This window comes from Mesorhizobium sp. M0898 (assembly GCF_040319695.1).
Taxonomy (GTDB): Bacteria; Pseudomonadota; Alphaproteobacteria; order Rhizobiales; family Rhizobiaceae; genus Mesorhizobium.
Window position 1 is genome coordinate 51,828 of sequence record NZ_JAMYOE010000017.1, and the last position, 19,847, is coordinate 71,674.

A 19,847-nucleotide genomic window follows, 5' to 3' on the forward strand; every position below is an offset into this window, starting at 1 on the left:
TTTTGTCAGGCCTTGTCGCGAATCTGGGTCATAGTGCGGGTCGGCGTGATGGCTTCAGGGTCGAGCCTGATCTCTACGATTGACGGCTTGCCGCTGGCCCGCGCTCGCTCGAAGGCCGCCGCGAAGTCGGCGGTCTTTTCCACCGTCTCGCCATGGCCGCCATAGGCACGGGCCAAAGCAGCAAAGTCGGGATTCTTCAAGTCCGTGGCGACGACACGGCCGGGATATTCGCGCTCCTGATGCATGCGGATGGTGCCGTAGATGCCATTGTTGACGACGATGACGATGATCGGCAGCCCGTATTGCACGGCGGTGGCGAATTCCTGGCCGTTCATCAGGAAACAGCCGTCGCCGGCGAAGGCGATCACGTCGCGGTCGGGGAAAAGCTGCTTGGCGGCGACCGCCGCCGGCGTGCCGTAGCCCATCGAGCCGGATGTGGGTGCTGCCTGCGTGCCGAAACGCCGGAAGCGATGGTAGCGATGCACCCAGGTGGCGTAGTTGCCGGCGCCGTTGGTGAGGATGGCGTCGTCCGGCAGCATCGTTTCGAGATAATTCATGATCGGCCCCATCTGGACGGCGCCGGGGCCGCTCTCCGGAGGCGTCGACCAGTCAAGATAGGCGGCGTGCAGCTTCGCTGCCTCAGCCGCCCACACCGGCGTTGCGGCCGGCTTGCGTCTGGCAAAGGCTTCGACGAAAGCGGCAGGCGAGGCATTGATCGCCAGCGCCGGCCGGTAGACGCGGCCGAGTTCGCCGGCGTCGGCATGGATATGGACCAGCGTCTGGTCGGGATAGGGGCTCTTCAGCAGCGTGTAGTCGGATGACGGCATCTCGCCCATGCGGCCGCCGATCAGCAGCACAAGGTCGGCCTGCTTGATGGCGGTTGCTACCTTGAGATTGATGCCGATGCCGACATCGCCGGCATAGTTCGGGTGGAGATGGTCGAACAGCATCTGGCGGCGGAAGGAGCAGCCGACCGGCAATGACCAGGCTTCGGCTATCGTCCGCATCCGTGCAACGGCCTGCGCGTCCCAGCGCGTACCGCCGAGGATGACGAAGGGCCGCTTTGCCTTGTTGAGCAACACTTCCAGTGTGTCGAGCTCGACTTCGCCAGGCCGCGTCTCGACAGGGGTATAATGCCGGGCGTCCGGTGCCTCGGCGAGGCTGGTCAGCATGTCCTCGGGCAGCGAGATGACGACCGGGCCCGGGCGACCGGACGTCGCCACCGCAAAGGCGCGTGTGACGAATTCGGGTATGCGTGCGGCGTCGTCGATCTCGACCACCCATTTGGCAATATCGCCGAAGAACCTGACGTAGTCGACCTCCTGGAAGGCCTCGCGCCCTTTGGCGTGGCTGGCGACCTGGCCGATGAACAGGATGAGAGGGATTGAATCCTGCATCGCGATGTGGATGCCGGCCGAGGCATTGGTGGCGCCTGGGCCGCGGGTGACGAAGCAGATGCCGGGCCTGCCGGTCAGGCGGCCATGGCAGTCGGCCATCATTGCGGCACCGCCCTCCTGGCGGCAGACGATTGTGCGGATCGGTGAATCATGCAGCGCGTCGAGCACCGCCAGATAGGATTCGCCAGGTACGCAATAGATACGGTCCGTTCCGTTGGCTTCGAGCGCATCGACGATGAGTTGTCCGCCGGTCTTCATTTTCCTGACCTCTCCAGTTCGGCAAGGATTTCTTGGGTGTGTTCGCCGAGACGCGGTGACGGACGTTCATAGACCAGCGGCGTGCCGGACATGACCATCGGCGCCCGCACCGAGGGCAAGAGATTGCCATGGCCGTCATCGAGGTCGAGCCGCATGCCGCGCGCTACGGTCTGCGGGTCGGCAAACATCTGGCCGATGTTGTTGATTGGGCTGGCCGGCACTCCGGCAGTCTCAAGTCTGGCCAGCAACGGGTCGCGATCGAAGGCTTTCAGCGCCTCGATCATATGCTCGCGCAGCTTTGCCCGGTTGGCGACGCGGGCGGGATTGGTGGCGAAGTCAGGGTTCGACGCCAGCTCGTCGAGGCCGACGGCAGCGCAGAACTTTGCGAACTGGCCGTCATTGCCGACCGCCAGGATGATGTGGCCATTTTTCACCGGCACCACTTCGTAGGGCGCGATGTTCATATGCGCATTGCCCATCTGCACCGGCGACTGTCCGGAGACGAGATAGTTGAGGTTCTGGTTGCCGAGCGTCGAGATCTGGGTGTCGTAGAGCGCCATGTCGATATGCTGGCCTTCGCCGGTCTTCTCGGCATGGCGAAGCGCCGCCTGGATGGCGATGACCGAATAAAGCCCGGTGAAAACATCCGATATAGCGACGCCCGCCTTTTGCGGTTCGCGGCCGGCTTCGCCGGTGATCGACATCATGCCGGCCATGCCCTGGATGATGAAATCATAGCCGGCACGCGGCGCATACGGTCCCGACTGGCCAAAACCGGTGATCGAGCAATAGATCAGCCGCGAGTTGATTTTCCTCAGGCTGTCATAGTCGAGGCCGTATTTCTTCAGTCCGCCGACTTTGAAGTTTTCGATCAGCACATCCGACGTCGTGACCAGCCGGCGCACCGTCTCGGCACCCTCGGGCGTCGAGAAGTCGATGGCGATGGAGCGCTTGCCGCGGTTGCAGGAATGGTAATAAGCGGCCGAAAGGTTCTCGCCGTCATGGCCGATGACGAACGGCGGTCCCCATTTGCGGGTGTCGTCGCCGCCGTCCGGGCTCTCGACCTTGATCACGTCGGCGCCGAGGTCGGCAAGCAGCTGTCCGGCCCATGGCCCGGCGAGGATGCGTGCGAGTTCGATGACGCGGATGCCTTTGAGCGGAGGCTCAGTCATGGATCACCGTGGTTGATCGAAAGCGCAGCCTCTATCAATCCCGCGCGCCGCTGTCACGGCCCTTGCAATGGGCCAGTATCACTGTGCCCCCAGCACGCGGTCGGCCCAGGCGGCAAAATCCTCCATGATGATGTCTCGGTTGACCTCGTTCAGGCTTTCGTGGCGGGTTTTGGCGTAAACCTTTGAAACGAGATTCGAAAAACCCATCATGTGCATCCGGCCGGCAAGATGGCTGACCGCCTTGCCGCCGTCCGAGGCCGGATCTTGCTCGCCTCCGACCAGATTGACGAACAGGTCGCGCCGCACGCCGGAAAAATTGCGGTCGCTGCCGCAATGCAGCGTCATCATGACGATGTCCTGCCACATCGATACCGATGCGTCCCAGCCGCAAAGCGGGTCGGCGATGTATTTCTCGACTTCAACGGCATCGCGCGACAGCCAGTCGAACGGCGTCCGGTGATTGGGCACCGCCTTGCCCCAGGCCCGGAACGTCAGCCGGGGCAGCAGGCGCGACGGCACGTCTGAGCCAAGCCGGAACTTTTCCCAACCAAGCATGGCCAGCGCGATTTGGCCGAGCAGTCCGGCCGAGAAATTGCCGTTCCAGATCGCGGCGGCATGGATGCGCGCCGAGTGGCGGAGGACAAAATTCAGCGCGACCGACGCGCCCAAGGAGTGGCCGAAGACGATGACCGGCAGACCCGGCTGTTCCCTGGCGATGAGATCATGGACGGCGGCGACATCGGCGATGACCTTGGCACCGCCATCCGCATCGGCAAACCTGCCAGGTGGCGCGTCGGGCGCCTTGGTGGCGCCATGGCCACGGTGGTCGTGCGCGTAGACCTGGTAGCCGCGCTCGCCAAGGAAATCGGCGAAACGGGCATAGCGCGCCGCGTGCTCGGCCAACCCGTGATTGACCTGGACAATGGCGCGCGGTTGGCCGATGGCGTGTTTCACATAAAGGTTGAGCTCGGCGCCGGTCGGCGATGCCAGCATCCTCTGCTTGTCAAATGGCATGTCTCGCTCCCGTCGGCGACTGTTGGGCGACGCAGCGATCGACGTCAAGGGACGCAGGGTACCCACTCGACGGCGTTGACAGCATGCTGTCAATGTGATTACATGACAGCATACTGTCAAATGGTCAGCGGCAGATTGGGGGTATGACTATGAAAACCACCGGGCCATTTCGCGGCATGCAATCTTGCTGGCGGGCTTCGCCTTCACGACGGCCACCCTGTTGTCAGGGATTGCTGCGTTCAGTCAGGAAACCAGGGAGATGACCATGATGACGTCCACTGTTCCAGGCCCGCAAGGCCAGCTTGCCACTTATAGGATCAACGCCGGCAATGGCCTGCCGATCATGTTCCTGCATGGGGATTGCAGCCGCGCTTCCCACTGGGACCGGGTGATGCAGCTCTCCGTCGAAGGCCGCGAGGCGGTAGCCTTCGATTTTCGCGGTCATGGTGCCTCCGCGCCGGCGCAGGACGGTGACTATGGTTATGACGGTCGTGCAATAGATGTCGGTGCCGTGGCCGACGCGTTTGGCATGAAGCGGTTTCTCATTGTCGCGCACAGCGGCGGCGGTGGCGTGGCGCTCGCTTATGCCGCCAGCCATGCCGACCGGGTCGCCGGTGTCTTGCTCGTCGACCCGGCGACCGATCCTCGTGCGCTGCCGCAGGCGATTCGTGACGGCTTTGTCCGCGATCTGGCCGGTCCGCAAGGCCGTGATGTCCTGAACGCCTATTACACGTCGATTGCCGGCCCTAACGCGGTTGTTCGCCAGCGTGTTCTGGCCGATGCGGCAGTGGTCGATCCGGCGGCGAGGGCAGGTGTCGGCAAGGCACTGGCCGAATGGAACCCGGAGCCGGCACTCGATGCGTATCGCGGGCCTATGTTCGTATTGGCTACCGAGGCCAGTGACACTCCAGCTGCGCTCTACGGGCTGCGCACGGACATTCCGCGCCAGATCGTGGCGGGCAGCGGCCATTGGGTGATGCTTGACAAGCCCGAGGTCGTAGCCGAAGCCGTTAATAATTTCGTCGCGACCATCGAGGCCGGCCAGAAATGACGACTAGGACCGAAGCGGCAAATGTGCTCACCGAACTGGTGCTTGCCGTGTTCAGGATGAACGGCAGTTTTCTGGATGCGGCCGACCGGCTGGCCGCTCCAACCGGGCTGACGGCAGCGCGCTGGCAGGTTTTGGGTGCAGTTTTGAAGGAGCCGAAATCTGTGGCCGACATCGCCCGCGACATGGGTCTCGCCCGTCAGAGTGTACAGCGGCTTGCCGACATACTGGCTGCGGAGGGGCTTGCCGCCTACGCCGACAACCCGGCGCATCGTCGCGCCAAGCTGTTGTCGATAACCGATGCCGGCCGGGCAGCGGTCAAGAATATCGGCACACGCCAGCATGTTTGGGCGAACCGCGTTTCGGAGGGTATGGACGCCGACGTGCTGAAAGCCTCGCTTGATCTGCTGCGCACCCTGACGGAACGGGTGGAGGCGGGCGGATCCTGATCGACCACGCGCGAGCCGTCTCAATGCGCTGGCGATTGTTTTTACGGCCGGCGAAAGAAATCGTAATTCTGACATGTCGCAAGTTTCTAGCTTGCGGCGTGAATCACGAGGAGTGCCGGAATGCGGATTTGGGCGATATGGGGGGCAGTGTTTGTTGCGTTTGCTGGCGCAAGCGCGGCGCGGGCCGATGTGAAGATGACCGGCTCTTTCGTCGCCGATGCCGCCTGTCCGGCAACGCAGGCGATCAAGAGCGGCAAGAATCCCGGCAATGTCTCGACCGCGGCTGGTCAGAGTTATGATCTGCTGGCCGGCAACAAGGACGCGCCCACGCACTACCTCATTCGCGTGCCGGGCGCCGATCCGGAGCGCCGCTGGGTCAAGATCAGCTGCGGTCACGTTTCGGGCGGCAGCGCGTCGACGATGCCGGCTGCACCGGCGCCTGCCGAGCCGAACAAGCCATCGGCGTCCGGAAAGCCGGAATATGTCTTCGCGCTGAGCTGGCAGCCGGCTTTTTGTGAGACCAAATCCGGCAAAACCGAATGCCGTGCGCAGACCGCCGCCGGGTTCGAAGCGACCCACTTCACCTTGCATGGGTTGTGGCCGCAGCCGAACGGAAATTTCTATTGCCAGGTCGCGGCAAGCGACAAGGCGAAGGACGATCCGGCACACTGGCGGGATTTGCCGCCGGTCACCCTTGACCCGAAAACGCGAGCGGAACTCGACCAGGTGATGCCGGGCACCGCGTCCGCCCTCGAAAGGCATGAGTGGATCAAGCACGGCACCTGCTACGGCAAGAGCCAGCAGGAGTATTTCGCCGACGCCTTGAACCTGATGCGCGCGATGAATGCGTCGCCGGTGCGCGATCTCTTCATCAAGAACATCGGCAAGCAACTGACATCCGATCAGATCCGCAGCACCTTCGACAGTGCCTTCGGCAAAGGCGCGGGCGACCGGGTCCGCGTGTCCTGCGTGGTCGATCCTTCGAACGGCAGGCGGCTGATCGGCGAACTGACGCTCGGCCTGACCGGCCCGATCGCTTCGAACGCTTCGCTCGGTGCCCTGCTGCTTGCCTCGGCACCGACAGCCAAGGCCGGCTGCCCGAAGGGCGCGGTCGATGCCGTCGGGTTCCAGTAAACAGGCCGTACGCGACTGTCGCTTTGCACCGGGGATGGTATGATCCCGGGCGCATCATTCATAGGGGGTGGCGATGAGTGGTATGACGAGCGGCGCGCTGGCGCGGCTGGCGTTCTGGGCCAAGGGCATGACGGCGATCCGCGACGGCCATATGGAGTGGCCGGGCTTTTCCTACACCGAAGTGGAGTGGGCTCGCATGACCACGCTCGCCAAACCCGTCGGCGGCGGCACCTACCAATTGTTTACGCTGGTCAACGCGGCGATCTTCATCGCCATCGCCGCGCTCGGGATGTTCTGTGTCTTCCTGCCGCTGGCGGCGCTGCTGTTCCCGGTACCGGCCGAAACCAGTGCGCTCAAGTTTTCGCTGCTCCTGGCGGCATGCGCCTTCCTGATCATCGGCATCGGCCTGCCGATTTCGCTGCGTCTTTCGACCACGCTCGTGGCGCCGAAGGCAATGCGGGCCGCGCTTGTCGCCGTGCCCGGCGACCAGGCGCTTGCGGCAAAAGTGTCATGGCAGATCAATCGGATCACGCTCGTGCTCTGCGGCCTGCTGGTACCGGGCATTCTTCTGTTCATCGCCTACGATATCGAAGCCGGCCCGATTATTACCGCGTTGAAATGGCTGGCGATCGCGCTGATGGCGGTTTCGGTTGCGATCGGCGGATGGCAGCGGCGCAAACAATCCTGATTGAGCCAATCGCAGGCCTGGGCAGCGTTACGCGCCGGCGCTGCGCTCCGGCCTGGTCCATGTGTTGCGGGCGTCTGCTTCGTTGCCGCCCGGTTCCCCGACAACGCGATCGCGTCCCGTGGATTTGGCCTTGTAGAGACGCTGGTCGGCCAGCGCAAAGAGATCGGCAAGGCAACGGGTCGTCTCGCTGACCGTCGAGATGCCGGCGCTGACGGTAATGTCGAACCGGCTGGTGCTCGCGGACGTCTTGACCGCTTGCCTGACGGTTTCACCCAGCAGCCTGGCGAGCGGCTGCGGACGCCAGCCGAGGATGGCGAATTCCTCACCGCCGATCCTGAACAATTGATCTTCGGTCCCGACAAGTTCGCCAAGCAAAATCGCCAGGGCTTTCAGCACCTTGTCTCCCTCGGCGTGGCCGAAGCGGTCGTTGATCGATTTGAAGTGGTCGACATCGATGATCAGCAGGCTGAGCGGCCTGGCGGTCCGCAGGCTGGCGGCGACGGCGGCCTCGCCATCGCTGTCGAAGCGCCCCCTGTGCAGGAGGCCGGTGAGGCCGTCGCGACCAACATGCTCGACCAGCGCCTCATAGCGCTCGCGATAGGTCAGCGTGTCGAAAATGTCGGAAAGCCCGCGCGGCGCCGGCACCTGCCGCGCCTCGAACCACCTGATATAGGCGACCAGCATGGTGCTGTAGACCAGGGCCGCTGCCATCTTGGCGAACCAGCCGCCGAAGAACACCGCGACCGGCGCACCGGTGACGAAATGCAGCGCCGTGAAAAAGCCTGCCTGGTCGAAGGTGAGCACGCAGGCGACGGAGACCAGGATGCGGGTGAAAAGCGCCTTGCGCAGATATTTGCCGAGCTTTTCATAGAGCAGAATGATCAGGATGGCGTCGACGAACAGCAGCGTCGTGCCCCACACCATCAGCCAGCCCATCTCGTCGATGAAGCCGATGTCGGGAAGCTTGCCGTCGGGCAGCGGTGCGATGTCGTGCAGGCGCAGGATCAGCACGAGCCCGATCATCAGGGCATTGCCGAGCAGCAGGCCGTAAATCGGCTGCCGGACAGTTGCCGCGTCCTCCTTGATGTAGAGCAGGAGCAGCATGACCAGCTTGCCGGAAAACAGCACGGCCGAACCCGGCGATACCATGCCGAACGGCAGCGCGACGTAGAAGACGCTGGCGAGATAGGTTTCCAGGAAATGCATGACGCCAAGGGCGCAAACAAAGACGCCGAGGCCGATGCGGCCCCTGAACCGGAAAAGCGTGACCATGATGCCGAAGTAGAGAACCGCTTCGGCAAAAAGCAGGAAACTGTTCAACACGGCCCGATCTCTCTCCCCGAAATCGCGGCTGCCAGCGATTTCCCATCCAACCATTGTTTGACGCGGAATGGTTAACCGGAGCTTTCGCCTGGGCGCCGGCACGAAATGAAGCGGCTAAGCATTTGTGGGTGCGACCAAATCCGCTTGGGGCCAAAACTGTTTGCCGTTCGCGGCCGCATCGCTTACATAGCCCCCAACTTCCATTCAATCCGACATCAGTCGACTTTTCAGGGAAAGCGCGCGTGGCACGCCAGTTCATCTATCACATGGCCGGCCTCAACAAGGCCTACGGCACCAAGAAGGTGCTCGAGAACATTCATCTGTCCTTCTACCCGGACGCCAAGATCGGCATCCTCGGCCCCAACGGCGCCGGCAAGTCGACGATCCTCAAGATCATGGCCGGCATCGACAAGGAGTGGAGCGGCGAGGCCTGGCTGGCCGAGGGTGCTACCGTCGGTTACCTGGCGCAGGAGCCGGCGCTCGATCCGAACAAGAACGTGTTCGAAAACGTCATGGAAGGCGTCGCCGCCAAGACCGCCATCATCGAGCGCTACAACGAATTGATGATGAACTATTCCGACGAGACGGCGGACGAGTCGGCCAAGCTGCAGGACGAGATGGACCGGCTCAACCTGTGGGATCTCGAACAGCAGGTCGAGATGGCGATGGAGGCACTCGGCTGCCCGCCCAAGGAGGCCGATGTCACCAAGCTGTCGGGCGGCGAACGCCGTCGCGTCGCGCTCTGTCAGTTGCTGCTGCGCCAGCCCGACCTTCTGCTGCTCGACGAGCCGACCAACCATCTCGACGCCGAGACGACGGCGTGGCTGGAAAAGCATCTGCGGGCCTATCCGGGCGCGGTGATGATCATCACCCACGATCGCTACTTCCTCGACAATGTCACCGGCTGGATTCTCGAGCTCGATCGCGGCCGCGGTATCCCGTACGAAGGCAACTACACCAAATACCTCGAAGCCAAGGCCAAGCGGCTCAAGCAGGAAGGCCGCGAGGACGATGCGCGCCAGCGGGCGATCGGCCGCGAGCGCGAGTGGATCCAGTCCAGCCCGAAAGCCCGGCAGACCAAGTCGAAAGCCCGTATCCAGGCCTTCCAGGATCTGCTGGATGCAGCCGACAAGCGGCGTCCGAGCGATACCCAGATCGTCATTCCGCATGGCGAGCGGCTCGGCAATGTGGTGATCGAGGTCGAGGGCCTGTCGAAGGGCTTTGGCGACACGCTTTTGATCGACGATCTCGAATTCAAGCTGCCGCCGGGCGGCATCGTCGGCGTCATCGGCCCGAACGGCGCCGGCAAGACGACGCTGTTCCGCATGATCACCGGCCAGGAAAAGCCGGATGCCGGCACCATCCGCATCGGCGAGACGGTCAAGCTCGGTTATGTCGACCAGAGCCGCGACGCGCTCGACCCGACCAAGACGGTCTGGGAAGAGATCTCGGGCGGCGCCGAAGTGGTCAAGCTCGGCAAGTTCGAAGCCAACACCCGCGCCTACTGCGCGTCGTTCAACTTTCGTGGCGGCGACCAGCAGCAGAAGGTCGGCAACCTGTCCGGCGGCCAGCGCAACCGCGTGCATCTGGCCAAGATGCTGAAGACCGGCGGCAATGTGCTGCTGCTCGACGAACCGACCAACGATCTCGATACCGAAACGCTGGCGGCACTCGAAGACGCGCTCGAGAGCTTCGCCGGCTGCGCCGTCATCATCTCGCACGACCGCATGTTCCTCGATCGCCTGGCGACGCACATCCTCGCCTTCGAAGGCGACAGCCATGTCGAATGGTTCGAAGGCAATTTCGAGGATTACGAGCAGGACAAGATCCGCCGCCTTGGGCCTGAGGCGGTCAATCCGCACAGGATGACGTATAAGCGGCTGACGCGGTAACAACGGATTGGTTGCAAGCGCCCCAGGCTGCTCGTAGAATTGCCGGAAGGAGATAAACATGCTTAATGTCGAGCTTCCTACCGCGCTGGAAAAACGCCTCGAGATCGTCGCAAGGAAAACTGGCCGGACAAAACATGACGTAGTCGTTGAGGCCATTGTCGAGCAAATTCAGGATCTGGAAGACGGACTAATCGCCCTCGAGCGCCTTAACGATGGTGAAGGTGAATGGCTTTCTCTGGCCGAAGCTAAGGAACGACTGGGATTGGACGCAAGCGACCGCAGTGACGGTTGATCGTGTGGACAATTCGTGTCGAGAAGCGTGCACTGAAGGATATCTCCAGATTGCAAAGGTCCGATCAGCGTCGGATTGTGGACTTCCTGGAAAACAGGCGCGCCTGGCGCGATAATCCACGCGAACTTGGCGAAGCGCTAACAGGACCACTGGCAGGTCTCTGGAATATCGTGTGGGCTCATTCCGAATTCTGACAAGGATCGATGATAGCGCTGTCGCGATTTGGGTGGTTCAAGTAGGCGACCGTCGCGAGGTCTATCGATGAATACAGTCGCGAAGGTGAGACCCGACTGGTCCGCCGCCCTCTACCTGAAATTCGAGGACGAGCGCACCCGGCCGGCGCGCGATCTCGTTGCGCAGGTGCCGGTGCCGGAACCGCGCCGGGTGGTCGACATTGGCTGCGGGCCGGGCAATTCGACCGAATTGCTGGTCGAGCGCTGGCCGCGGGCGCAGATCAGCGGCTTCGATACCTCGCCCGACATGATCGAGAAGGCGAAGGCGCGCCTGCCCGGTGTCAGCTTTGCCTTGGCGGATGCGGCGGCGTGGCAGCCGAACGAACCGGTCGACGTGATCTTTGCCAATGCGGTGTTTCAATGGCTGCCGGAGCATCCGGCCGTCTTCCAGCGGTTGATGGGATTTTTGGCGCCCGGCGGCGCGCTTGCCGTGCAGATGCCGGACAATATGGCCGAACCTTCGCACCGGCTGATGCGGGAGACCGCGGCCGAGATGCCGTTTGCCGAAAAGCTCGAGCGCGCGGCCCGCGCGCCGCTGCCGCCGGTCGCGTTCTATTACGACCTTTTGTCGCCATTCTCGGATCGGCTCGATATCTGGCACACGATCTACAACCATCCGCTGGCCGATGCCGAGGCGATCGTCGAGTGGGTGAAATCGACGGGGCTGAAGCCGTTCCTCGATCCTCTCGACGAAAACGAGCGGCAGCTTTTCCTGAAGCGCTACACGGCCCGGATCAGCGAAGCCTATCCGAAAACGGCAAGCGGCAAGGTGTTGCTGCGCTTTCCCCGTCTCTTCATCGTGGCGCGGCGTTCCGCTTAGAAACTCTTAGCTACACCCAAAAACAGTGCATGGCGGATGCTTGACCGGCTTTCGCCGTCATGCGCATCTCGCTGGGGCACGGCCCTTCATGGGCCATGGGGGGGTGGATGATGACACTGAAAAAGCTCGTTTTCGGCGGCAGCATTTGTGCGGCCGCTGTGCTCGCCTTGTCTCTATCGGCGGAGGCCAAGCGAGCGCGCTGCTTCACCAGCGACGACGGCTATTTCTCGTGCAGCTATCGGGCGCTGGACGATGCCGGCAGCTTTCGCATCTCGGCGCCGGGTTATCCGACCTACGTCCTGGAAATCGACGGACCGGGTTTTGCCTATGGCTATGTCAATCTCGGCCGCCGCAACGTGCCGCTGCCCGGGCAATTCGTGCGCAGCCGCGATGACGGTGCCTGCTGGAACAACCCGCAGACCAATACCAAGCTCTGCGCCTGGTAAAGACCCGTCCCAGGGACTTGATTTAAGCCGGCATAAACTGGCTAGGTGCAAAAGAGGTTGCGCCGAGCTTTTTGCGGCGTCGACATGAAGCCGCAACGCCTGCGCACGGGACGAACTGGAAATGCATCGCGTCATCATCAGCGGCATCGGCGTTGAAATCCCCGAAGCTTCGATCACCAACGAGGAGCTCGTCGCCAGCTTCAACGCCTGGGTGGACATGGAGAACGTCCGCCGCGAGGTGTCGGGCGAGCCGCTAGTACAGAAATCGGACAGTGCCTTCATCGTCCATGCCTCGGGCGTCCAGACCCGCCATGTCATCGAACGGGAAGGCATTCTCGATCCGACCCGCATGGCGCCGCGTTTCGCGGCGCGGCCCGACGATGCGCTGTCGCTGGAGGCCGAGTTCGGCATCGCTTCGGCCCGCAAGGCGCTCGATCATGCCGGGCTGAAGCCTGGCGACATCGACCTGGTGATCTGCTCGGCCTCGCACCATCAGCGGCCCTATCCGGCGATCGCCATCGAAATGCAGCAGGCGCTGGGGACGAAAGGCGCCGGCTTCGATATGGGGCTTGGCTGCTCTTCGGCAGCGGCGGCGTTGCACATCGCCGTCAATCTGGTGCGGGCAGGGGCGCATAAACGCGTGCTGGTGACGACGCCGGAGATCATCACCGGGCATCTCAATTTTCGCGACCGGCAGACGCATTTCATCTTCGGCGACGCTTCCGTGTCGATGATCGTCGAAGGGCTCGCCCAGGGCGAGAAGCGGCCGGGCCGCTTCGAGGTGCTGGATACGCGCGCCTGGACGCAGATGTCGAACAGCATCCGCACCAATCTCGGTTACTATACCCGCGCCACCCAGGACGATCCGTACATGATCGATCTGGAAGGCAATCTGATCAAGCAGATCGGCAACAAGGTGTTCAAGGAAGTCACCGTTGCCGGCCACAAATTCATCGTCGAGTTCCTGGCCGAGCACGGGCTGACGCCGCAAGCGATCCGGCGCTTCTGGCTGCATCAGGCCAATGCGCGGATGAACGCCATGATCCTGAAACTGTCGTTCGGCCATGACGTCGACCACGACCGCGCGCCGATGGTGCTGGAGCGCCTCGGCAACACCGCCGCCGCCGGCGCCATCATCGCCCTGTCGGAGAACCATGCCGACATGAAGGCCGGCGACTACGGCCTGCTCTGCGCCTTCGGCGCCGGCTACTCGATCGGCGGCGCGCTGTTGCGCATGCTTTAGATTTTTGTTTTACGCATGTCGTTGTCCCAAAACCGCTGCACACCCTCGGTTCAAGCCCGAGGGCATGCTTTTGGGCGACATGCATTAGCCCGGCGCGAACGGCACCAGCATCGGAACGCGCCTGGCATAGTCGTCGTAAGCGCTACCCAGTTCGCCGCGCAGAAAACGCTCCTCCAGCCTTGCCTTCATGACGATGCCGACGGTGATGAGGATGGCGCCGGCAACGCCCCAGACAGTGCCTTTCGCCGCCATGGTGGCGAGGATCGCCAGAAGCAGGCCGGTATAGATCGGGTGGCGCACCAGCCGGTAAGGGCCGGTGTCGACGACGCGATGCGCGGCCTTGGCGGTGACCGTGGCCGACCACAGGCGGCCAAGATGCAGCCGCGCCCACCAGGCAAATGCCAGACCGGCGGCAATCAGCGCGACGCAGATCCACGCTTCGGCAAGGTTCGGCGTCCAAAGCCTCAGCGGGCCGGCATAACCGTGCGCCGGGATGAAGAGCAGGATCGTGCCGAGCACCATGACGGCGCGGGATGGAAGCTCCACCCCGAAGCCGGCGCGTTTTTCGGCCCGGTCGGCCCAGAAGGCGGCCGCGGCCCATGAAACCACCCAGAGCAGCCAGAGCTGTGCGATTGCCGATGCGGGATGCATGATGAACCTCCGCGGGCTTGACCTGATCGATATTATCAACCGATGCAGCGCGGCAGCAATGCGGCACGCTTTTGCATGAGGCTGGTTCAACCATGACGCTGGTGGTGCCGACCCGTATCAGCCGTCTTGATTGGAGCATCAACGCTTTCGACTGGACCCTATGAATCGACTTCGGCTAACTGCATCCGGCAGCTAGGAATGAAACCAATGCCGGATATGTTTCCCGAAGCCGAAACTCCGGTCGAGATCGTCCCGTCGCGAAAACTCGCCGCCAGGGTGGCGGCGCTCTATCTCGCATCATTCGATCGTTTTGACACACGAGCGGTGGATACGCTGCAACTCGGTTTCGACGGCATCGACGGCGATTTCCATGCCGGCACGACGCGGCGCTCCGGCGGGCGGGAACCCTGGTATCGGCGCGGCACTGAGATGCGCAACGAACGGCAATTGTCGATCGTGGCTGCGGACGAACTGGCAATCGTCGCCGAACGGATGGGCATCGCCGAGATCAAGCCGGAATGGATCGGCGCCAATCTCCTGATCGATGGCCTGCCGCGCCTCTCCATGCTGCCGTCCGGCACGCTGCTGTTCTTCAAAGGCGGCGCGACCGTCAAGGTCGACGCGCAGAACGGGCCTTGCCGGATCGCGGGCAGGTCGGTCGCCGAGAATGCCGGTATGGCCGACCATGAGGCCGGCGCGCTGCTGTTCCCGAAGGCGGCGAAGCGGTTGCGCGGGCTCGTCGCCTGGGTCGAGAAGCCCGGCACGATCGCGGCCGGCGAGGAGATTTCGGTGCGCGTGCCCGAGCAGTGGATTTACCGGCCCTAGTCCAGAACGCGACCTCTAGTCACGGCGTATTTTGTTCTTGCTTTGTGCCGGCAGCTATGCTACTAATTCCTGTATGGTGCCAATTGGGCTCCAACGACCCGCCCGCGAGGCGGGTTTTTTATTTCAGGCTTTGAAAGTTCCGATGTTGCCGACCTGAGGTCGGCGGGACAGCGCCCCCCTCTGTCCTGCCGGACATCTCCCCCACGAGGGGGGAGATTGGCCGTCACCTTTCGATTTCGCCAATCACAACGGTGAAGCGCCGTAGAACTCGACGCGTGTGCCTGCCATTCTCTACGCCTCATCCTCATCGTCGAGCAGACGGGTGGCGCGCCAGCGGGTGAGCACATTGTTGGTCTGTTCGATGACGAAGAAGCGCGCGGAATCGCGGTCATAGCCTTCGGCCAGCAGCTTTTCGTAGTCGGTGTGGGCGTGGCGAATATGCGCTATCGTCGCCAGCCACACGGCAATGCTCGGCGGCAAGGTCTTCATGTGCACGGCGCCGGCATCGGCACGGATCTTTTCCATGTCGGCATAGGGCGCCAGCGGCAGCAGCGCTGTCAGTGCCTTGGCGATGGCGCGGCGGCGGCCGGTCGGCGCGCTCATCACTCCACCGGCCCTGGCTCGTCCCGCCCGGCGATGGTCGCATCGGCAAAGGCATCGGTCGAGGCGAAATAGGGCTTGATGTCGATGACCGGCGTGCCGTCGAGCACGTCGATGGCGTCGAGATCGATGCGGCCGGTGTCGATGTCGAGGGCAACCAGCTTGGCGACATGCAGTCCGACAGGATTCGGCCGGGCAGGGGAGCGCAGTGAAAAGACGCCTTTCGGCCCTGTGGCATGGCGGGGTTTCTGGACAATCAGTTGCCGCGGCGCATGGTGCAGCCAGGACAGGACGATCACGTGGCTGGCGCGTTCCAGCCCAAGCAGGCCATCCCGATAAAGCGGGTCGATGACCAAGTGCGCCGGCTGTTCCGTCTCCCGCGCGGCCTTCATGTTTTTGGGGCAAGTCTCCCGCGTGATCCAAGGCGAAGCGATGCGGCCGATGAAGACGACATGGCCATCCGGCGGCATCGTTGCCGGGTCGGTTTCCAGGAGCTTTTCGCCGCTGCGCGTTTCGAACATGGTTCTCGCCCCGATCATGCGTCCGTTTTTGCGCGATCCGCCACGCATGCGTCATTTTCTTGTCCGGAAGCGACATAGCGCTTGCAAGCCTATCCAAACCGACATAAACATATGTTTATATCTTTTCAAAGAGAATGCTCGCATGCATGTCGCTCTCGACACGATGGTAGATACATTGAAGGCGGCGGCGGAATCCAGCCGGCTGCGCATATTGGCGCTGCTGTCGCGCGGCGATCTGACCGTGTCCGATCTCACCGAAATCCTCGGCCAGTCGCAGCCGCGCGTCTCGCGCCATTTGAAATTGCTGCTGGAGGCCGGGCTGATCGGCCGCTACCAGGAGGGCTCGTGGGCGTTCTTCCGGCTATCGGATTCCGATGCGTCGCGCGATTTCGTGCTTAGGCTGGTCTCCGGCATCCGCGGCGCCGATCCGCAGGTCGAGCGTGATCTCGAACGGCTGGCCGCAGTCAAGCGCAAGCGGCAGGACCGGGCCGCCGAATATTTCTCGGTAAACGCCGCAAGCTGGGACCATATCCGCTCGCTGCATGTGCCGGATCGCGCCGTCGAAGCAGCCCTCATCAAGCTCGTCGGCAAGCGGCCGTTCCAGTCGATGCTCGATCTCGGCACCGGCACCGGACGGCTGCTCGAGATCTTTTCGCCGCTCTATCGGCGCGGTGTCGGCATCGACATGTCGCGCGAGATGCTGACGGTGGCGCGCGCCAATCTCGACAAGGCCGGCGTTTCGAATGCGCAGGTGCGCCAGGGCGACATTTTCGCGCCGCCGGTCGAACGCGACGCCTTCGATCTCGTTACCATCCATCAGGTGCTGCACTATCTCGACGATCCCGCCCGCGCCATCCGCGAGGCAGCGCGTCTGCTACGCCCGGCCGGCCGGCTGGTGATCGTCGATTTCGCGCCGCACACGCTGGAGTTTTTACGCGACGAGCACGCGCATATGCGTCTCGGCTTTTCCGACCGGCAGATTGGCGACTGGTTTTCCGAGGCCGGCCTCGACCTCGAGGACAGCCAGGAATTCGAGCCGCGCGGCGGCAACGAGGCCAAGCTCACCGTCAAACTCTGGCTCGGCCGCGATCGGCGCATGCTGATTGCCGAGCCTTCCAACGACAGACAACCGGCCAATGCGTATCCGATAGGGGAAACCGCCTGATGAACCAGTTCCGCTTCTCCCGCCGCCCCGACATCGGCGACAAGGTCAGGGTTTCGTTCGAGTTCTTTCCGCCGAAAAACGATGAGATGGAAGCAAGGCTGTGGGACACGGTCACCCGGCTTGAGCCGCTTAAGCCGAAATTCGTCTCGGTCACCTATGGCGCCGGTGGTTCGACCCGCGAGCGGACGGCCCGCACCGTCAAGCGCATCCTCAATGAAACGACGCTGACGCCGGCGGCGCACATGACTTGCGTCGATGCGGCGCGTCACGAGGTCGATGCGGTGATCCGGGAGTTCGCCGATATGGGCGTCAAGCGTTTCGTCGCCCTGCGCGGCGATCCGGCCGAGGGCGTCGGCGCGGCCTACCGGCCGCATCCGGAAGGCTATGCCAATGGCGCCGAACTGGTTGATGCGCTGAAGGGCGCCGGCGATTTCGACATATCGGTCTCGGCCTATCCGGAAAAGCATCCGGAAAGCCCGGATTTCGCCACCGACTTCGATATGCTGAAGCGCAAGGCCGACAACGGAGCGACGCGGGCGATCACCCAGTTCTTCTTCGACAACGATCTCTATGAGCGCTATGTCGAGCGGGCACGGCGGGCCGGCATCTACATACCGATCGTGCCGGGCATATTGCCGGTGCACAATTTCACCCAGGTCGCCAACTTCTCGGCGCGGTGCGGCGCCTTGGTGCCGGCATGGCTGGCCGAGCGTTTCGATGGGCTGCAGAACGATCCGCAAACGCATGCGCTGGTGGCATCTGCCGTGGCCGCCGAGCAGGTGCTGGACCTTGTCGAGCGCGGCGTCGGCGATTTCCACTTCTACACGATGAACCGAGCCGATCTGGTCTTCGCCATCTGCCACATGATCGGCATCAGGTCGCACGAAGTCGAGGCGGCGGGATCAGCCGCGGCGTAAGGCGGCAAGCTCCTTTTTGAAATGTCAAAGATCGGGGGAATGCAAAAGGCCGGGCAAAATGCCCGGCCTTTTCAAATGGTTTGGAGTATTCGGTGCTGGTCTTCCCCCGCTCAGCGGCCTTATGGAAGGACGCCCATAATGAGGGCGCCGATGAATGCAAACGCAGCACAAATCATCAATGCGTTGATCGGCCTCGTCAGTCCCATGTCATAGCCTCCTCTTAAAGAGCTATGGCGAGAGTCTAGGGTCATTTGTGCCACAGGCAAGCGGAAACTTTGCTGCAATGCGACGAGATTGTGGAATTTGCGACCTGCCGTTTGCCGTTAGGCATTGAAACTCTTTGTCAAAAGCCGGCTCGGGACCTGTGAATAATTTGTGGCAAAGCCGTGGCAGCAGCGAGAATGGCAGCGCTACCGCGGCGGAAAATCGGAATCGATTTTCGGACCGACTGAAGATTCGACGCATCCTTTGCGCATCCAACCGGATGCTGCACGCTATACGCACGCTATACGAATGCGGTGGGCAACCGGCAGCGTTGTGAGATAGCCAGGACTTGAATTTTCTGCCAATTGGCAGTATATTTTCTGCCAAGTGATGGAGGCCGGAATGAGTGTCGGTTATGCGGTTCGCGATCCTGCAAATCAGGCTTTGCCGGCAAATCTGGCGGATGCCTCGGCACGGGCGCGGCTCACGCCAGCGGCTGTTGCCGGCATCGTCAGGCTCGCAGACATCTGGCATCTGACCAGCACCGAGATCTGTACCTTGATCGGCGACGTGTCGGAGAGAACCTGGTTCCGCATGAAGAAAGGCGAGTGGGAGGGCGTTCTCTCCCAGGATTCGCTGACACGCATCAGCGCCCTGATCGGCATCTTCAAGGGACTGCGGCTTCTGTTCTCCGAAGCGCTTGCCGATGAATGGGTGCGGTTGCCGAACAAAGGGCCGCTTTATGGTGGCCGGCGCCCCCTGGACGTGATGATCGAGGGCGGCATTCCGAAGCTGCTGCAGGTTCGCCAACACATCGACGCTTTGCGCGGTGGACTTTGAATGCAGATCCCGCCGCGCGCTGACATTTCCCAGCGCGACACGATCCGGCTCATTTCGACAGGCAGGCTCAAGGAACCGGTCCTGATGCCGTTGGCCAGGAATCATGGAGATTTGGAGGACCTTGCGGAGCTCGAAGGGGCCACCAGCGGCCGTCTTCAGGCGCAGCAAGGGGGATTGCCCGACCTCGATCCGCGCGAACTGGTTTTCGGGAGGCCGGGCTACACCTTCATCAATGCGGCTTTCGCTTACACCCGTCCGGGCGGCAATCGTTTCAACGATGATGCCAGGGGCGTCTGGTACTGTGGGTTCGATGCGGAAACCGCGCTCGGCGAGGTCTCTTTTCATCTGACGCGCGAGCTTGCCGCAATCGAACGGTTTGAAAACGTCACCGACTACGCGGAGCTCGTTGCCGACTTCATAGGCTCGTTTCACGATCTGCGCGGTGCTGAGTTCAGCAAGGACCCGGTGCTCGATCCGGATACCGCCTTAGCCTATCCTGCCGGTCAGGCGCTGGCGAAGCAACTCCGCAAGCAAGACGCCGCGACCGGTCTTGTGTATCCTTCCGTGAGACATGTCGGCGGGACCTGCCTTGCCGCCTTCCTTCCCGATCTCGTTCAGAATCTCAGGCAAGGCGGTATCTGGCGTCTGGAATGGCAGGGTTCATCTGTTCCCGCGATCACGCCCATATAGCGCACGATCGGGAGCGACAACTTCG

At 62.6% G+C, this 19,847-nt stretch carries 21 protein-coding genes; 14 read left to right on the forward strand and 7 right to left on the reverse strand.

Annotated elements, in window-relative coordinates; all coding sequences use genetic code 11:
• Window positions 1-5: 5 nt before the first annotated feature.
• From NKH90_RS18700 to NKH90_RS18710, 3 genes are all read right to left on the reverse strand, one after another.
• A complete protein-coding gene (locus tag NKH90_RS18700; protein ID WP_352820342.1) occupies window positions 6-1,655 on the reverse strand; it encodes a thiamine pyrophosphate-binding protein in 1,650 nt (549 codons plus the stop codon).
• On the reverse strand, window positions 1,652-2,827 hold the full coding sequence (locus tag NKH90_RS18705; protein ID WP_352820344.1) for a CaiB/BaiF CoA transferase family protein: 1,176 nt from the start codon (window positions 2,825-2,827) through the stop codon (window positions 1,652-1,654). Before NKH90_RS18705 ends, NKH90_RS18700 begins: the two co-directional genes overlap by 4 nt.
• A gap of 78 nt (window positions 2,828-2,905) precedes the next feature.
• Window positions 2,906-3,841 carry an alpha/beta fold hydrolase gene (locus tag NKH90_RS18710; protein WP_352820346.1) on the reverse strand — a complete coding sequence of 312 codons (936 nt, stop codon included), beginning with the start codon at window positions 3,839-3,841 and terminating at the stop codon, window positions 2,906-2,908.
• A 265-nt stretch (window positions 3,842-4,106) separates the two neighbouring features.
• Between NKH90_RS18710 and NKH90_RS18715 the strand changes: the two genes are divergently transcribed.
• From NKH90_RS18715 to NKH90_RS18730, 4 genes are all read left to right on the forward strand, one after another.
• Entirely contained in the window at window positions 4,107-4,892 is a 786-nt protein-coding gene (locus tag NKH90_RS18715) for an alpha/beta fold hydrolase (protein ID WP_352820347.1), read from the forward strand.
• The gene (locus NKH90_RS18720) at window positions 4,889-5,338 is read left to right on the forward strand and encodes a MarR family winged helix-turn-helix transcriptional regulator (protein WP_352681842.1); all 450 of its coding nucleotides are present in this window, start codon (window positions 4,889-4,891) and stop codon (window positions 5,336-5,338) included. The genes NKH90_RS18715 and NKH90_RS18720 overlap by 4 nt, the downstream gene beginning before the upstream one ends.
• Window positions 5,339-5,458: 120 nt before the next feature.
• Window positions 5,459-6,472 (forward strand): ribonuclease T2 family protein, encoded by a 1,014-nt coding sequence (locus NKH90_RS18725; RefSeq protein ID WP_352820349.1) that lies wholly within the window; start codon window positions 5,459-5,461, stop codon window positions 6,470-6,472.
• A gap of 73 nt (window positions 6,473-6,545) precedes the next feature.
• Window positions 6,546-7,160, forward strand: coding sequence for a hypothetical protein (locus tag NKH90_RS18730; RefSeq protein WP_352820350.1), 615 nt, complete (start codon window positions 6,546-6,548; stop codon window positions 7,158-7,160).
• A gap of 27 nt (window positions 7,161-7,187) precedes the next feature.
• On the opposite strand, the gene NKH90_RS18735 is transcribed toward NKH90_RS18730, so the two are convergent.
• On the reverse strand, window positions 7,188-8,483 hold the full coding sequence (locus NKH90_RS18735; protein WP_352820352.1) for a GGDEF domain-containing protein: 1,296 nt from the start codon (window positions 8,481-8,483) through the stop codon (window positions 7,188-7,190).
• Window positions 8,484-8,725: 242 nt separating this feature from the next.
• On the opposite strand from NKH90_RS18735, the gene ettA reads away from it, so the two are divergent.
• The 5 genes from ettA to NKH90_RS18760 all read left to right on the forward strand — a co-directional run bounded on the left by ettA (window position 8,726) and on the right by NKH90_RS18760 (window position 13,409).
• Window positions 8,726-10,375 (forward strand): energy-dependent translational throttle protein EttA, encoded by a 1,650-nt coding sequence (gene ettA, locus NKH90_RS18740; protein ID WP_352767711.1) that lies wholly within the window; start codon window positions 8,726-8,728, stop codon window positions 10,373-10,375.
• Between the two features lie 58 nt (window positions 10,376-10,433).
• Window positions 10,434-10,667: a type II toxin-antitoxin system RelB family antitoxin gene (gene relB, locus NKH90_RS18745; RefSeq protein ID WP_352471524.1), complete on the forward strand. Its 234-nt coding sequence runs from the start codon at window positions 10,434-10,436 to the stop codon at window positions 10,665-10,667.
• Window positions 10,668-10,928: 261 nt separating this feature from the next.
• Complete coding sequence (gene tam / locus NKH90_RS18750) at window positions 10,929-11,720, forward strand: trans-aconitate 2-methyltransferase (protein WP_352767713.1); 792 nt, start codon at window positions 10,929-10,931, stop codon at window positions 11,718-11,720.
• A gap of 107 nt (window positions 11,721-11,827) precedes the next feature.
• Window positions 11,828-12,166: a hypothetical protein gene (locus NKH90_RS18755; protein WP_352767715.1), complete on the forward strand. Its 339-nt coding sequence runs from the start codon at window positions 11,828-11,830 to the stop codon at window positions 12,164-12,166.
• A gap of 121 nt (window positions 12,167-12,287) precedes the next feature.
• Entirely contained in the window at window positions 12,288-13,409 is a 1,122-nt protein-coding gene (locus NKH90_RS18760; protein WP_352492730.1) for a beta-ketoacyl-ACP synthase III, read from the forward strand.
• Between the two features lie 84 nt (window positions 13,410-13,493).
• Here the strand turns inward: NKH90_RS18760 and NKH90_RS18765 are convergent, their stop codons facing one another.
• A complete protein-coding gene (locus NKH90_RS18765) occupies window positions 13,494-14,060 on the reverse strand; it encodes a methyltransferase family protein (RefSeq protein ID WP_352471529.1) in 567 nt (188 codons plus the stop codon).
• Window positions 14,061-14,267: 207 nt separating this feature from the next.
• Here NKH90_RS18765 and NKH90_RS18770 point away from each other — a divergent pair, with 207 nt between their 5' ends.
• Window positions 14,268-14,885, forward strand: a complete 618-nt coding sequence (locus NKH90_RS18770; RefSeq protein WP_352820355.1) for an MOSC domain-containing protein — start codon at window positions 14,268-14,270, stop codon at window positions 14,883-14,885.
• Window positions 14,886-15,176: 291 nt separating this feature from the next.
• Here the strand turns inward: NKH90_RS18770 and NKH90_RS18775 are convergent, their stop codons facing one another.
• Both NKH90_RS18775 and tsaA read right to left on the reverse strand, forming a co-directional pair.
• Window positions 15,177-15,488, reverse strand: coding sequence for a DUF2293 domain-containing protein (locus NKH90_RS18775; protein WP_352456194.1), 312 nt, complete (start codon window positions 15,486-15,488; stop codon window positions 15,177-15,179).
• Entirely contained in the window at window positions 15,488-16,006 is a 519-nt protein-coding gene (gene tsaA / locus NKH90_RS18780; RefSeq protein ID WP_352501079.1) for a tRNA (N6-threonylcarbamoyladenosine(37)-N6)-methyltransferase TrmO, read from the reverse strand. Before tsaA ends, NKH90_RS18775 begins: the two co-directional genes overlap by 1 nt.
• A 142-nt stretch (window positions 16,007-16,148) precedes the next feature.
• Between tsaA and NKH90_RS18785 the strand changes: the two genes are divergently transcribed.
• From NKH90_RS18785 to NKH90_RS18800, 4 genes are all read left to right on the forward strand, one after another.
• Window positions 16,149-17,171, forward strand: coding sequence for an ArsR/SmtB family transcription factor (locus NKH90_RS18785; RefSeq protein WP_352501078.1), 1,023 nt, complete (start codon window positions 16,149-16,151; stop codon window positions 17,169-17,171).
• Window positions 17,171-18,088 (forward strand): methylenetetrahydrofolate reductase [NAD(P)H], encoded by a 918-nt coding sequence (gene metF / locus NKH90_RS18790; RefSeq protein WP_023676795.1) that lies wholly within the window; start codon window positions 17,171-17,173, stop codon window positions 18,086-18,088. The genes NKH90_RS18785 and metF overlap by 1 nt, the downstream gene beginning before the upstream one ends.
• A gap of 606 nt (window positions 18,089-18,694) precedes the next feature.
• Window positions 18,695-19,132, forward strand: a complete 438-nt coding sequence (locus tag NKH90_RS18795; protein WP_352501077.1) for an antitoxin Xre/MbcA/ParS toxin-binding domain-containing protein — start codon at window positions 18,695-18,697, stop codon at window positions 19,130-19,132.
• A complete protein-coding gene (locus NKH90_RS18800; RefSeq protein WP_352471536.1) occupies window positions 19,133-19,822 on the forward strand; it encodes an RES family NAD+ phosphorylase in 690 nt (229 codons plus the stop codon). It abuts the gene before it with no gap.
• The last annotated feature ends 25 nt before the right edge of the window (window positions 19,823-19,847 follow it).